Source organism: Roseivirga echinicomitans (assembly GCF_001592935.1).
Taxonomy (GTDB): Bacteria; Bacteroidota; Bacteroidia; order Cytophagales; family Cyclobacteriaceae; genus Roseivirga; species Roseivirga echinicomitans.
The window spans coordinates 241,516-255,650 of record NZ_LRDB01000012.1; the positions used below are offsets into that span (position 1 = coordinate 241,516).

Annotated in this window: 17 protein-coding genes; 12 read left to right on the plus strand and 5 right to left on the minus strand. The window is 38.6% G+C overall.

Going from position 1 to position 14,135, the window contains the following annotated elements:
• The 3 genes from AWN68_RS09985 (at position 1) to AWN68_RS09995 (ending at position 1,782) form a co-directional block, all read left to right on the plus strand.
• On the plus strand, positions 1–432 hold the full coding sequence (locus tag AWN68_RS09985) for a response regulator transcription factor (protein ID WP_068414827.1): 432 nt from the start codon (positions 1–3) through the stop codon (positions 430–432).
• A gap of 132 nt (positions 433–564) precedes the next feature.
• The gene (locus AWN68_RS09990; protein WP_068414830.1) at positions 565–1,083 is read left to right on the plus strand and encodes a DUF4199 domain-containing protein; all 519 of its coding nucleotides are present in this window, start codon (positions 565–567) and stop codon (positions 1,081–1,083) included.
• Between the two features lie 87 nt (positions 1,084–1,170).
• Entirely contained in the window at positions 1,171–1,782 is a 612-nt protein-coding gene (locus tag AWN68_RS09995) for a DUF1684 domain-containing protein (protein ID WP_068414832.1), read from the plus strand.
• 8 nt (positions 1,783–1,790) lie between these two features.
• Here AWN68_RS09995 and AWN68_RS10000 read toward each other — a convergent pair whose 3' ends face one another.
• Together AWN68_RS10000 and AWN68_RS10005 are read right to left on the minus strand one after the other, a co-directional pair.
• Positions 1,791–2,324 carry an NADPH-dependent FMN reductase gene (locus AWN68_RS10000; RefSeq protein WP_068414834.1) on the minus strand — a complete coding sequence of 178 codons (534 nt, stop codon included), beginning with the start codon at positions 2,322–2,324 and terminating at the stop codon, positions 1,791–1,793.
• Between the two features lie 85 nt (positions 2,325–2,409).
• Positions 2,410–2,706: a phosphoribosylpyrophosphate synthetase gene (locus tag AWN68_RS10005; protein ID WP_068414836.1), complete on the minus strand. Its 297-nt coding sequence runs from the start codon at positions 2,704–2,706 to the stop codon at positions 2,410–2,412.
• A 132-nt stretch (positions 2,707–2,838) separates the two neighbouring features.
• On the opposite strand from AWN68_RS10005, the gene AWN68_RS10010 reads away from it, so the two are divergent.
• Together AWN68_RS10010 and AWN68_RS10015 are read left to right on the plus strand one after the other, a co-directional pair.
• Entirely contained in the window at positions 2,839–3,339 is a 501-nt protein-coding gene (locus AWN68_RS10010) for a GbsR/MarR family transcriptional regulator (RefSeq protein ID WP_068414838.1), read from the plus strand.
• Positions 3,340–3,476: 137 nt separating this feature from the next.
• Complete coding sequence (locus AWN68_RS10015) at positions 3,477–4,394, plus strand: epimerase (protein ID WP_068414841.1); 918 nt, start codon at positions 3,477–3,479, stop codon at positions 4,392–4,394.
• A 457-nt stretch (positions 4,395–4,851) separates the two neighbouring features.
• On the opposite strand, the gene AWN68_RS10025 is transcribed toward AWN68_RS10015, so the two are convergent.
• Positions 4,852–5,871: a VWA domain-containing protein gene (locus tag AWN68_RS10025; RefSeq protein ID WP_068414847.1), complete on the minus strand. Its 1,020-nt coding sequence runs from the start codon at positions 5,869–5,871 to the stop codon at positions 4,852–4,854.
• A gap of 106 nt (positions 5,872–5,977) precedes the next feature.
• Between AWN68_RS10025 and AWN68_RS10030 the strand changes: the two genes are divergently transcribed.
• The 7 genes from AWN68_RS10030 to AWN68_RS10060 all read left to right on the plus strand — a co-directional run bounded on the left by AWN68_RS10030 (position 5,978) and on the right by AWN68_RS10060 (position 12,518).
• Entirely contained in the window at positions 5,978–6,382 is a 405-nt protein-coding gene (locus AWN68_RS10030; RefSeq protein WP_068414850.1) for an OsmC family protein, read from the plus strand.
• A gap of 11 nt (positions 6,383–6,393) precedes the next feature.
• Complete coding sequence (locus AWN68_RS10035; protein WP_068414853.1) at positions 6,394–6,624, plus strand: hypothetical protein; 231 nt, start codon at positions 6,394–6,396, stop codon at positions 6,622–6,624.
• Positions 6,625–6,717: 93 nt separating this feature from the next.
• Entirely contained in the window at positions 6,718–8,787 is a 2,070-nt protein-coding gene (locus AWN68_RS10040; protein WP_068414856.1) for a PAS domain-containing hybrid sensor histidine kinase/response regulator, read from the plus strand.
• Positions 8,788–8,809: 22 nt separating this feature from the next.
• Positions 8,810–9,421: a dethiobiotin synthase gene (gene bioD / locus AWN68_RS10045; RefSeq protein ID WP_068414859.1), complete on the plus strand. Its 612-nt coding sequence runs from the start codon at positions 8,810–8,812 to the stop codon at positions 9,419–9,421.
• The gene (gene bioA, locus AWN68_RS10050) at positions 9,414–10,712 is read left to right on the plus strand and encodes an adenosylmethionine--8-amino-7-oxononanoate transaminase (RefSeq protein WP_068414862.1); all 1,299 of its coding nucleotides are present in this window, start codon (positions 9,414–9,416) and stop codon (positions 10,710–10,712) included. The genes bioD and bioA overlap by 8 nt, the downstream gene beginning before the upstream one ends.
• Before the next feature lie 175 nt (positions 10,713–10,887).
• Positions 10,888–12,009 carry a DNA polymerase III subunit beta gene (gene dnaN, locus AWN68_RS10055; protein WP_068414865.1) on the plus strand — a complete coding sequence of 374 codons (1,122 nt, stop codon included), beginning with the start codon at positions 10,888–10,890 and terminating at the stop codon, positions 12,007–12,009.
• A 95-nt stretch (positions 12,010–12,104) separates the two neighbouring features.
• A complete protein-coding gene (locus AWN68_RS10060) occupies positions 12,105–12,518 on the plus strand; it encodes an RrF2 family transcriptional regulator (RefSeq protein WP_068414868.1) in 414 nt (137 codons plus the stop codon).
• A 103-nt stretch (positions 12,519–12,621) separates the two neighbouring features.
• On the opposite strand, the gene AWN68_RS10065 is transcribed toward AWN68_RS10060, so the two are convergent.
• Positions 12,622–13,323, minus strand: coding sequence for a hypothetical protein (locus tag AWN68_RS10065; protein ID WP_068414871.1), 702 nt, complete (start codon positions 13,321–13,323; stop codon positions 12,622–12,624).
• 72 nt (positions 13,324–13,395) lie between these two features.
• A complete protein-coding gene (locus AWN68_RS10070) occupies positions 13,396–14,130 on the minus strand; it encodes a VIT1/CCC1 transporter family protein (RefSeq protein ID WP_068414874.1) in 735 nt (244 codons plus the stop codon).
• Positions 14,131–14,135: the final 5 nt, after the last annotated feature.

The following is a 14,135-nucleotide window of genomic DNA, read 5'->3' on the forward strand; positions in this document are numbered from 1 at the left end:
ATGTCTCCACTAGTAAAAACAGTTCTACGGTTTGGTTTGATTATTCTGGCACTACTCATTCTATTTCAACTAACAAACGCTTCCCTTTTTATTCCTTCAATTTCGGTCGATTTTGTAATTGGAATAGCGGCTATCATCCTCATGGCTTTGGGTATTTATTTGGGGAGGGGAATAAAAAAGGAGAAAATAATAGAGGTAAAGCCTTCCTCAGTGATTGATGAAAAGAGAATTCTTAGCCTTGGCATTAGTCCGAGAGAATTGGAAGTGCTGCAGTTGATTTCAGAAGGTTTGTCTAATCAAGAGATTGCCGAAAGGCTTTTTATCTCTGAAAGCACCATTAAGACTCATATTTCCAACCTCTTTGTAAAGTTGGATGTAAAGCGCAGAACCCAAGCCGTGATTCGAGGGAAAGAGTGGCGTATTATCGCATAACTTCTAGGGGTGCTGTGTTCTACATTCCAAATTCTAACATAGTACTAAAGTCGGAATGTGTATTTTGGTACTAAAGTATGAATAGGTTCTAGCCATTTTGAGCTTGATTTGAATGTACTAAAAATTATAACCATGAAAAATATTGTAGTCCGTTACGGAGTTATTGCCAGTCTAATTGTAGTTGGGGTTCCTTTGCTTTCAGGTCTCATCATCGGCTTTGGAATGGATAGTTTTGCCATGGGCGAAATTGTTGGATACACTTCTATGATAGTGGCCATGACCACGGTTTATTTCGCCATGCGTCATTACCGAGATCAAATCAACAAGGGGGTACTTAGTTTTGGGTTGGGGCTAAAAATCGGTTCTTTAGTTTCTGTTTTGGCAGGAATTGCCTTCGCTATTTATAATGTAGTTTTCGTAACGTTCATTATGCCCGACTTCAACGAGCAGTACTTCGCTTATGCTGAAGGTCTGGAGCTAGGTACTCCCGAATTTGAAGCAAAATTCACAGCCATGATGGAGGCTAATGGTTTTATGTTTAGTGTATTGGGAGGGACAATCCTCATGTTCTCCACTGTATTCTTAATTGGTTTCATCATGAGCCTTATTTCGTCACTTATACTTCAACGCAAACAAGTAATGGCGGTGTAATTGCAATTATGAATGTTTGTTTACCTTAGCATAAAACTGCTCTGGTATCAATTTTGAACAGGCAGTATGGATTAAAATCTAAGTCTCATGCGTTCCTTATTGCTATATGTTCTTCTTCTTTTTGGTCTGTCCCCATTTGTAGGTTTAAATGCTCAAAGTGCGAGTTATATCAAGGAAATTCAAGCCTTTCAAAAGGAGCTAAATGAAGAGTTTTTGAATCCAGATAAATCTCCTTTGACCGCTGATGAGCGAAAAGTGTTTAAGGGGCACGATTTCTTTGCCATTGATGAGGCTTATAGGGTAGAAGCGATATTTGAGCCTACCCCAGATTCAAAGCCATTCCCCCTCAATACTAGTAAAGGAACAACCCAGTTGTATAAGCGTATTGGTATTCTGCATTTCGATTTAAAAGGGAAATCTTATACCTTGGAGGCTTACCTCCGAATTCAAAGGTTCACCATTCCTGGCCAAAAGACCTATGTGTTTCTACCCTTAGTAGATGCTACTACGGGTGAGAGTACTTATGGCGCGGGTCGTTATTTACATTATGAGGGTATTCCCGAAGGAACAAAGTGGATCATTGACTTCAATAAACTCTATAATCCTTCTTGCGCTTATAGCGATAAATATGAATGTCCGATGGTGCCAGAGCAAAATCACTTACCCATTGCTGTGGAGGCTGGGGTAAAGGGGTATTAATAGAGGACCTAACTGAGCTTGTTTATGAAAATGGAAATCTTCTCCTCTAATTTACTCTTCAATGCTTCGTTTATGATCTTTCCTTCAGAAAAATTTTGTTCAAAGGATGGAAGTGAAAAAGTCTCAATAATTTCTGAACCACAACGGGGTAAAAGGATTTTACCTGAGTTCATGGCATTTCCTGCGCCATAGCCACCAGGAGACGTGCTCATCAATAGTGTGGGTTTATCTCCAAAGATATTGATGTCTATTCTGCTACACCAATCAATGGTGTTTTTGAATACTGCTGTATAGTTTCTATTGTGTTCTGCCAAAGAGCAAATAATAGCATCGGCTTGTTCTATTGCCTCTCTGAACTTATAAGCTGCTTCAGGATATCCCTTCTCTTTTTCTCGGTCCACCGAAAACATAGGCATTTCAAAATCATTGAGGTCCAATAAGCTGATTTCAAAACCTTCGAAATAAGTAAGTGCAAATTCAACCAACTGCTTATTAATGGATGTACTACTATTGCTTCCTGCAAACGCGACAATTTTCTTCATACTATTTTTAAGCTTTGATTTGTAAGGTGTGTTTGTGAATTTAATTTTCTTGAATGGAGCATACTATGCTGAAGCAAAACAAAGGTTATTTTAACTTGTTCAGCATCTCGTCTGCAATGGGGTCTGAATAAATGCCGTAACTATTCACTAAAATTCCTTTGCGTTGATGGTCTTCCGAAGAAATGGCGTATAGTACAGCTTGATCGGATGGGTCTTCGTTTACATCAAACGGGAAGGATTTATCTACTTGAAATTCATTATGAAGAATTTCATAATCATCTTTTCCACAGGTAATACAGTTGTGTTTAAGATTAAAGTCTTCCGTATAGCCTTGTTTGCGCAAAGCATTTATTCCTTCTGTTAATGTTTCGTAGGCTTCCATATGATTTTCAAAAATTGTCTTTTGATCTCCTACTAAAGTTAGGATAACTCTTGTGATGTTTCATAGGGAATAACTATAATATTTAACTTTCAGTAAATATTGAAAGTTAAATAATTTGTGTTATGTTTGAGCATGCATTACGATGAAGGGAAAGAGAAATTTATTCAAGCTTGGGGCACTTTAGGTTCTGCTTGGGGAATAAACAAAGCCATGGGCCAAATTCATGCCTTATTATTGATTTCTGAGGAAGCACTTTCTACAGAAGAGGTTATGGAAGAGCTTCAGATTTCTAGAGGGAATGCTAATATGAACATCAGGGCCTTGATAGATTGGGGGATTGTTTCTAAAGCATATAAGCCGGGAGAACGTAAAGAGTATTTCACTACAGGTAAGGATGTACTAGAGTTGGCACGCCAAGTGTCGAGAGAACGTAGGAGACGTGAAATTGAACCAGTGATGCGTGTACTAGAAGAAATGCAACAAGTTGAAGGGGATACGGCTGAAGTTGCCCATTTCAAAACAGTAACTAAAGACTTGGAAGGTTTTACCAAGCAAGTGGATGGTGCACTGGATAAATTTATCCGCTCAGATAAGAATTGGTTTTTTCAGGTTTTGATGAGATTAATGAAGTAAAAAAAATTTAGCTAATAACTTTCATAAATTATTGAAAATATGAAAAACTCTATTTTGTTTTCTAAATCTGAAAAGAGGCTTAGGTAACCTTCATAATAGTACAATAGTCAATGAATTTTAATATCAAACAGAGCACTATGAAAAGGATCGTAATTACAGGAGGAACAGGCTTCTTAGGAATTAGCTTGGCTAAATTCTTAATAGAGAAAGGGTTTCAGCCAATTTTAGTTGCCCGCCACAAACCTGATTTGGACTTTGACTTTGTGCTATGGGATGGTGTCAATCTCGGAGATTGGTGTCAAGTTTTAGAAGGAGCCACCGCCATTGTAAACTTAGCGGGAAGGTCCGTTGACTGCATCAAAACACCCGACCACTGTGACGAAATATTGAGGTCAAGGGTAGATTCTACAAAAGTGATTGGAGAAGCATTAAAATCGGTAAAGAACCCTCCAAAAGTTTGGGTTCAAATGTCCACAGCTCACATCTATGGTGATTCTGTTGCTCAAGTTTGCGATGAAGGTTCTTCTACTGGTTATGGATTAGCACCATTTGTTGGGAAGGCCTGGGAGAAAGCGTTTTTAGCCGCCTTGCCTGAAAACACTAGAGGTGCCAGGTTAAGAGCAAGTTTTGTGATTGGGCGAAACGGAGGTGCATTGTCAAGTTTAAAACGAATTGTAAATCTTGGTTTAGGGGGCAAAGTTGGGGAAGGAAAACAAGGGATGAGTTGGATTCACGAGCATGACTTGAATGATATGATTCATGAAGCGATAGTCGACCATAAATATGATGGCTTCTATATAGCAAGTGCTCCAAAGCCTGTATCAAATCAGGAGTTTATGAAAGAGCTGAGAAGTAGAATGAGGCCCTTAATTGGGCTTTCATTGCCATTGCTCATGGTGAAGTTCGGAGCAAAATATATTTTCAAAACTGATTCCGAATTAGCGATTTATGGTAGGTATGTGAAGCCCGCGAGATTAGTCGATCAGGGGTTTGTTTTTAAATACCCCGACTTGAGTCAGGCATTTGATAACTTATTCAACCACAAAGAAAATTAAGGCTATGGGACATTATAAAGTATATTTTTCAATCTCCATCATTATAGGTGTTTTGGCGATTTATAATACGTCATTGTTTTTGTTTTACTCAGATCATGAGGGTTTACTGTTTCTAATGCTATTACAATTGCCCTTGGGGTTTATGCAGTTGACATCAGGTTTACACTATGTTACAAGCCTTAAACTCTTTCCTATTTGGTTTCAAGACTTTATAAGAACCTATTGGTGGCTTGTCTTCGCTTATTTTGTTGGGTTATATATATTATTTAGGTTCTATGAATATGAAGATTTTGTAATACAAATTTGGTTTTTTGTAGTGCCTTGGCCTATTGCTATTTTTCAATTCTACTTTGTGTTCCGGTTATATCGATTCGAATTAAGTAAGGGGCTTCCGCAATAAAAAAGCGTTCTCCAAAGATAAATTGAAGAACGCTTGATAAGATTTTTAGAATACTCGTTACTGTATGTTACAACTACCGTTAAAATCTGAGGCGTCAAAAATAGTTTTGGCACTTCCTTTTAGATTGCCCTGCACCACCTCAATGGTGAGTTGGTTACTTCCAGAACGTTTGGGAGAGCAGTACTCCAATAGATAGTAGCTGTTGGCTTTGCTGTTAATCAAGTCCCCAATTTCTTTAAATTTGTCCAGCAACTCGCCAATGTTTACGGCAGAAACAAAGCTCGTCTTTCCTATCTCTTTTAATACGGGCTCATCGATTTCTCCTCCAAGTCCAATGGTGTAGAACGAAATGGAAGGGTCTGCTTTTCTCACGGCTTCTAATGCCTGTCCTTTGGTATACCGGTTGGCTTGATCGGTTCCGTCAGTAAAAATTACTACCGAGTTCGAACCAAATTTATCCAGTTCCTGAGACTGACTGAGTCGCTGTGTTGCAATTCCAACACTTTGTATCACCGCACCATAAAGGTTGGTGGAATTGTCTGAGCTCATAGAGGCGTTAATATTGTCTATGGCATTTTTCAAGGTAGTGGTATTGGAAGTAATGGGCTGCAACTGTTTAATGTTCTGAGAACCATCGAACCACCAAATCTCAACCTTAACTGCTCCAGATGAAGCTTCTCCTTCTGAGGGTACTACCTCATCTATAAAGCTTTTGGCCGCTGATTTTAATGGAGCCAAGTTCTGACTACTTAAAATACTGCCACTTAAATCGAGTAAGAGCATAATATTGTAGTCCAAAACTTGCTCGTTGGGCTGTATTTTTCGTACTGCCTCAAACTCTGAAATTAGACTTCCGTTTTCGTAGATGTTGAAATCCGCTTCTTTTAAACCAGCCTTTCCTTTTCCTGCGCCATCCTGTACTTTAAAAAATACAGAGACATTGGATGGAAGGTTTGTGAACTGATTTTCGATGGTTACTTGTAGCTGTGGTGTGGTATCGCTGTTTCCACCACAACTTTGTATGATCATAAATAAAAATGCAGCCATCAGGCTTGCGGTAATACGTACTTGAGTCATGTTATCTCTAGGTTGGTGCTTCTCACACAACCATGAAACTTATGTCAATATTGTGTGGTTAACTGCATAATTGATTTAATTTTGAACTTTAATAAAACCACGCAATATGAGAGTTACCACAACGTTCAAGGATGATTATGAATTTCAGTCGGTCAATGAAGAAGGCAATGTTTTAGACATTGATATGTATTCTGCCGACAAGAAAAAGCACATGTCTCCTACACAATTGTTGCTTTCTAGTTTGGCCGCTTGCGCTTCTGTTGACTTGGTTCAAATGTTAAAAAAACGCAAGAAAACTGTAAACGGACTTACCGTGGTAACCGATGGAACTCGTAGGGATAAACATCCGAGAGGCTTTACTCATATTACGCTCACTTTTACGGTGGATTCGCCAGATGTTACTGAAGGGGAGTTTGAAAAAATGGGCCATTTAGCCGCTACAAAATACTGTTCAGTAGCTGGTACTTTAAGCGCTGAGGTAGATCATAAATTCATCGTTAACCGAGCCTAAGCGCATAGTTTGTGAGAGTTGTTAAAGAAATATCCAATAGCAAGTGTAAGATCACCGTTTTTTCTTGGAATGGGAAATTCCTCATTAAGTTGGAAAACGGAGGTTTTGAACAAACCTTTAAGGTAAGTGAACTTGATGTGCTAGAGCAGGAACTAGACGATATACTGAACGATACCTTTATTACAGAAGCCATTGAACGTTTTGATGAGATGGCTAAATCGCTCCGTAAGGCTATCCCTTAGTTTGAAGGCTATTAATTTTTTGGGTTGAATGCGTAAGTAGTTGCGTATTTTTGTTATTGTTGTTCTTTAACATCTGCTTTTGCTAGACGTAACATGATTTATTTACTACTCTCTTTAGCCGTAATCTTAGCATTTGTCTTAGCCTACCTTCTGTTCAAAACGGATAAAAGAAGGTCTCATTTACAAGAAGAGCTTAATGCATTAAAAGAGAAGTATGAAGAGGATCAATTCCACTTAGATTTTTTTCTAGAGCATACTTCTGATTTCCTTTTCAAGTTCGATACCAAGGGAATCGTAAACTATTCATCGATGAACGTGGTCAGAGTAATGGGGCGAAACCCTAATGTAAGACTCGCTCACTATAGTACAAGCTACTCAGACAACCCTATCAATAAAAAAGCACGAGAAAGAATTGATGGATTTCTTTCTGGGAAGTATGATTCTGTTCCTCCTTATTTTGTAGAAGTTAATGATGCTAGAGGGCTTCCACATATGTTGGAAGTGTTTCACAAACCCGTCTTTAACGATCAGGGTGAGTTGGTTTCCGTGACGGGAATCGCGAAAAACATTACTGGAATTTATAATGCAGAATTAGAAATCAAGAAGTTTGAAAAAGAACAGATATTGATCTTAGATGCGATTCCTGACACCATGTTTACTTTTGATAAACGAGGTTTTCTCCTGAACTATCATGCGAAGAATGAGATAGCTACACAGCTTTCTGCCGAAAAGCGATTGGGAGAGAATATAGTGAATATTTTTCCTGAGGATATTGTCTCACTAATGTCTGAAAGTTTAGAAGAGGCGCATCTTACCGAAGAGATGCAAACGGTTGAATTTAAACTGGTCATGAACAAAAAGGAGCATGTTTGCGAAGGAAGGTTTATTAAACTTACCGATGATAGAATCCTTTTGATGATGCGCGATATATCAGCTCAAAAGCAATTAGAGGAGGGTTTGAAACTGGCTAAGGAAGCCGCAGAAAGTGCAAATCAAGCGAAGAGTACCTTTTTGGCTACCATGAGTCATGAGATTAGAACCCCGATGAATGGCGTAATAGGAATGACTAACCTCTTAAATGAAACATTATTGAATACTGAACAACGTGATTATGTAGATACCATAAAAGTAAGTGGAGAGACATTACTTCGAATAATCAATGACATTCTTGACTATTCCAGAATTGAATCGGGAAAAGTGATGTTAGAAGAATCGGTGTTTGGCTTGAAGAGAATTGTGGATGAGTCTTTAAACCTTGTGGCCTATGAAGCCAAAGGTAAGAAGGTAGGTTTGAATCTATACATTGATGAAAATGTACCTGAGTTTTTCTATGCTGATAGAAATAGACTTGGACAAATACTCGTCAATTTACTCTCCAATGCAGTTAAGTTCACCGAGAGAGGTTTTGTGTCGGTTAAGATTTCTATGATTGAATTAAAAGGCGATACAGCCAATTTAGAGTTCAAAATTAAAGATACAGGGATTGGAGTGGCAAAGGAGGAAATTAAAAACCTCTTTAAAGAATTCACCCAAGTAGAATCATCAAACTCGAGAAGGTTTGGCGGTAGTGGTTTAGGTCTGGCGATTGTCAAAAACCTGTTGAAGTTGTATAACGGTAAGGTTTCAGTTCAAAGCGAATTAGGGAAAGGTTCTCTATTCACTTTTAACATCTTCATGAAACTAGCCATTGGCGAAATGACAGAGCAGCAAATGGAAGGGATGATTGGTCCAAGTCGCTATGAGGTGGATAAATTGGGAGATGTACTTTCAGGGAAATACCCTTTAAAAATTCTTTTGGCAGAGGATAACAGGATTAACAGTAAACTGATATGTCTAATTTTAGAGCGTATGGGGTATGTGCCAGATTTAGCCAAAACAGGATTGGAAGCATTGTCTCAAATGCAACATAATTCGTATGATGTGATTTTAATGGATGTTCAAATGCCAGCAATGGATGGTATTGAAGCCACAAGGAAAATTCGCGAGCTCAACCTCAATTCTCCCCCATATATCATCGGTATTTCGGCCAGTGCTTTTGATGAGGACGTTAAAAATGCAATCGAAAATGGTATGGACGATTACTTGATAAAGCCCATCAAGCTTGATGCCTTGAGAGATAAACTTATTGAAATAGGGCAAAGGCGTTTTCCTTTTGTGTCTTGAGTTTCGTTTATAGCTTTACGACATGAATTATTTTGTGACGGCCATAGGTACCGACAGTGGAAAAACGTTGGTTTCTGCAGTTTTAGTAGAAGCATTAAAAGCCGATTATTGGAAACCAATTCAAGCAGGAATACCGATGGATACCACCACGGTTAAAGAGTTGGTGAGTAATGAGATTACCCGATTTCATAATGAAACTCACGTATTCAAAATCCCCGCTTCACCGCATGCCGCAGCCAAATTCGAACATTTAGCAATACAATTGGATGACTTTGTGCTTCCCGAAACCACGAATGATATTGTAATTGAAGGGGCTGGCGGTGTTTTAGTACCAATTAATCAAGACGATTATGTAATTGATATAGCCAAAGAATTATCAACTCCAGTTATTTTAGTAGTGAACCTCTATTTGGGCTGCATTAACCATACTTTACTTACAGTGGATTATTTGAAGAGAAACGAGGTGCCGGTATTAGGGATAGTTTTTAATGGCGAATCGAATTTCGAAAGCGAAAGCATCATCGAACAGAAATCTGGCTACAAGGTATTGCTAAGACTGCCAAAACTAAGTTTGATCAATAAGGAGATAGTTAAGTATTGGGCGGACGAATTGATGTTGAGTTGGTATGAGTGACTGGATAAAAAGAGATAGAGAGGCCATTTGGCATCCTTTCACACCCTTAAGGGGAATGGAAAGTCCACTGATGATAGAGCGGGCAGAGGGAGTCAATCTATTCACCAGTGATGGAGCAAAAATCATTGATGCCATTTCTTCCTGGTGGGTAAACTTACACGGGCACAGTCATCCGCATATTGCCAAAGCCATTGCTGCTCAGGCTGCAAAATTGGAGCACGTGATTTTTGCTGGTTTTACGCACGAACCAGCCATTCGGTTGGCGGAGCGCTTATTAGAAATACTACCAGAAAATCAATCAAAAGTGTTTTACTCCGATAATGGAAGTACGGCTACTGAAGTCGCCATAAAAATGGCTTTTCAGTACTTCTATAATCAAGGAATTAATAAAAAAAGAATCATAGCCATCGATGGCGCCTACCATGGCGACACTTTTGGTGCCATGTCAGTAGGAGAGAGGGGGCCATTTACTGAGCCATTCGACCCATATTTATTCGATGTCAGTTTTATTGATTTTCCAGAAGAAGGAAAAGAGGCGTTTGTATATCAGCAGTTCAAATCTTTGGTAGAAAAAGGTGAGGTTGCCGCTTTTATTTTTGAACCGATCATTCAGGGTGCATCGGGAATGCGTGTATACAGTATTGCTTTGCTCGATAAGATGATTGCTTTGGCGCAGCGTCATGAGGTGGTCTGCATTGCCGATGAAGTTATGACGGGTTTTGGCAGAACAGGGAAATTGTTTGCTTCTGATTGGCTCACCAATAAGCCGGATGTTTTTTGCTTATCAAAAGGACTAACGGGGGGTGCAATTGCCATGGGGGTAACTACTTGCACGGAAAAAATTCAAGCGGCTTATCGTTCAAATGACTTGATGAAGACCTTCTTTCACGGCCATTCATTTACTGCGAATCCAATGACCTGCGCAGCTGCAAATGCTTCATTGGATTTGTTACTTACCAAAGAAAGTGAGGAGAATAGATTGAGGCTAAACCATAGTCACCTTTCATTTATGAAGGTAATAGAAAGTCATTCTATGGTAAGAAATGCGAGAGTTCTCGGTACAATCTTGGCATTTGAAATGAATACCGAAAAGGACACCTCTTATTTCAACGAAGCACGTCATTACCTCTATCCATACTTTATCGGCAAAGGTGTTTTACTCCGTCCTTTGGGTAATGTGCTTTATTTGATTCCCCCCTATGTGATATGTGAAAAAGATTTAAAATATGTGTATCAAACCATATTGAATTTCTTAAATCACCCACCAAAATCCGAAGAGACCCAACCTTAGAAAACCTCGTTTTTTACCCCAAAAAGAAGTTTTTAGGCGAAGTGCTCACTTCGTCTAACATAAGCCAATAGTTAAATCTGTCCTTTCAGTCAAAAAGCTAGGTTTTGATACCGAGTATTGATTTTATTTTTAACTTTATGCGATTATAGTACCCATAGTAATAAACCCAGTTTTTATGAAGTTTATCGTTTCTTCAGCAGAATTGCTAAAGCGCCTTTCCAATATCAATGGTGTGATCACTACTAATCCAGTAGTGCCAATCCTTGAAAACTTTTTATTCGAAATTAAAGATGGACTTTTGACCATCACGGCTTCTGATCTTCAAACCTCTATGATAACAGAGATTGATGTGGAAGCAAAAGAGAATGGAAGCATAGCGGTTCCTGCTCGTATCTTAATGGATACACTTAAGAATTTACCAGAGCAGCCAGTTACGTTTACTATTGATAATGAAACTTACAGCGTTGAAATAAACTCTGATAATGGTAGATATAAATTGGCTGGTGAAAACGCCACTGATTTCCCTAAAGTGCCAGAAGTGACCGATGCTTACCAAGTGGACATGTCTACAGAGGTGTTGAGTAGCGCGATTAACAATACAATTTTTGCAACTAGCAACGATGAGTTGCGACCAGCAATGACTGGGGTTTATGTGAAACTTGCAGAAACAAACACCACTTTTGTAGCGACTGACGGGCACCGTTTAGTACGTTATAGAAGAGTAGATGTAGTTTCCGATACAGGAATGTCAATAATTATTCCTCGTAAAGCCTTAAACTTGTTGAAGTCTACTTTGCCTTCAGAAAATTCGAATGTGGTTGTTGAATACAATGCATCTAATGCCTACTTCCACTTCAACGCGATTAAAATGATTTGTCGTTTGATTGATGAGCGTTTTCCTGATTACGAAAACGTAATTCCTTCTGACAACCCAATCGAAATGAAAATCAACAAAAGCGAGCTTTTAGGTTCGTTGAAAAGAATTTCGATTTATGCCAACAAAACTACACACCAAATTAGGTTGAAAATCACGGGTAGTGAGCTTACTGTTTCTGCCGAAGATTTAGATTTCTCTAACGAGGCAAAGGAAACTTTGGCTTGCGAGCATGAAGGAGAAGATATCGAAATTGGTTTCAATGCTAAGTTCTTGGTGGAAATGTTGAGCAATCTTCATTCTAAAGAAGTTACGCTTCAAATGTCAGCACCTAACCGTGCTGGTTTGTTGATTCCTGGTGATAAAGACGAAAGCGAAGATATTTTAATGCTGGTAATGCCGGTAATGTTGAATAACTACTAATTCATCATTGAACAAAAGGACAAAAAGGGAGCTTTAGGCTCCTTTTTTGTTTTCAGCCCTATATTTTTGATAACTTAGTTAACTAAGATTGAAAAGTGCTATCTAAGAAAACCCAATATGCCTTCCATGCTTTGACCTACTTGGCCGAAAACCAAGGTAAAGGCCCGATACTCATTTCTGAGATTTCAGAAGAGAGAAAAATCTCATTGAAGTTCCTAGAGAATATTTTATTGGAGTTGAAGAAGTCTGGAATTTTGGGGAGCAAGAAAGGTAAAGGAGGTGGCTATTACCTCATTAAGGAACCTGAGGAAATTGGATTGGCCAAAATTATTCGATTGCTAGATGGCCCAATTGCGTTGCTTCCTTGCGTGAGTTTAAACTATTATGAAAGGTGTGAAAACTGTCAAGAAGACATTTGCGGACTCAATGTAGTGATGAGTGAAGTCCGTGACAATACGCTTAAGGTATTGGAGAATAAGTCTTTGAAAGATGTTCTGCGTAATTACTAAAAAGACATCCTATTAGAAGAGTAATGATATTGACTCTTGTAACATCAATGCTTGACCACATTCCCATATAAAATAAATTTCCACAGGAAAGTGTAATGGGTTGTTAACGTATCTTTTCTTCCAGCTTAGTGTCTAAATCTATAGAAAATACATATAGTTCATCCAAAAGTCTGCTTAGTTCAATTTCGTTTTCGATCAGATTGAGGATTAGGTTTTTGAACTCTACACTTTTAATTCGATCGAAGCTTACTACTTTTTGTAAACCGAAGTCTACATCCTTGATTAAGAAGTCATTATAATACTTCTCCTTCATACTGACATGGTTTTGAGCTACTTCCTTTAAGGCGATGTATTTATTCTTTATCGTGATCAGGTCATTTTTGAGGTCAGCATTATTGGTGGAGTAATTGGTGTTGAGGTAAAAATTTATGCCTTCAAACTGGTGGTTGGCCTTAAATGTTTTGTTGATGGCAAAGAGGTACTTAGAGATTTCTTCATTCTCTAAATCACCTTCAGTATAGAGATAGCCATCTGAATAAAGGATTTGAGCCAACTGGTTCTCATTTTCAAGCAGTTCCAATCGTTCATCTATCAACGATTCAAACTCATTCATGTTCAACTCATGTTCAGCATGTACATTTTCAAGTGCGCTCTTTTCAAGCTTGAGATCTTTCGAGTCCTCATAAATAACATTGAGTTGATAAGCCACTGTAATACCGAATATTACAATGAAAATTTCTATCATGTAGGTGATTACATCGGCTTTTTTGACTTTGCTGAGTCTACGAGAAGTTCCAAATTTCATTCTATAACAAGATTTGACATTGAATATAAAGCAATTGCTTTATAATTGACAAGGAAAGTTGTCTATGGATGCTTATGAAATCATCCTTTCAAGTATCACGCCTACATAATAGGCTAAAACAGCAGCAGACCCGCCTAAGAAAAGTGTCTCTAAAACGCCTCGTACACGGCTGGTAGAAGTTACATAGCTCTTTGCGTAGCCAATGGCACCAAAAGCAACAAAGGTCAGGATGGAAGAGTAAAGGAATAGATCCGCATCAAGTCCTTGTGTGTAATCAATCACGTAAACAATGAGTGGAATAAAGCCCATAAATAAGAAAGAAATAAAGGTCACAAGTCCCATTTGAAAAGGCGACTTGGTTTCTTCTATCATCTCCAATTCCTCCTTCATCATTACATCTACCCAGCGATCTTTGTCTTCTGTGATTTTATCCACGACTTGTTCCAAAAGCTCACCTTCAAAGCCCTTGGCTTGATAGATTTCTCTGATTTCCTCACGTTCTTTTTCTGGCAAGTGGTCCACTTCCCAGTATTCAATGGCTTTATGTTTATCGTAATTCTGTTTTTCTGATTTGGTTGAGAGGTAGCTTCCAACGGACATGGCGAAACCATCAGCAAATAGGTTGGCAAACCCGAGAATAATGACTATAGAACTGTCTAGATGAGCTCCTGCAGCTCCTGCTACAACAGCAAAGGTGGTAACGCTACCATCAATTCCTCCATAAATAAACTCACCAATGTAATCGTGAAATTTAGAGAAGAACGATGTTTTACCGTGTAAATGTGCTTCGTGGTGTTTTTTGCTCATGCCGT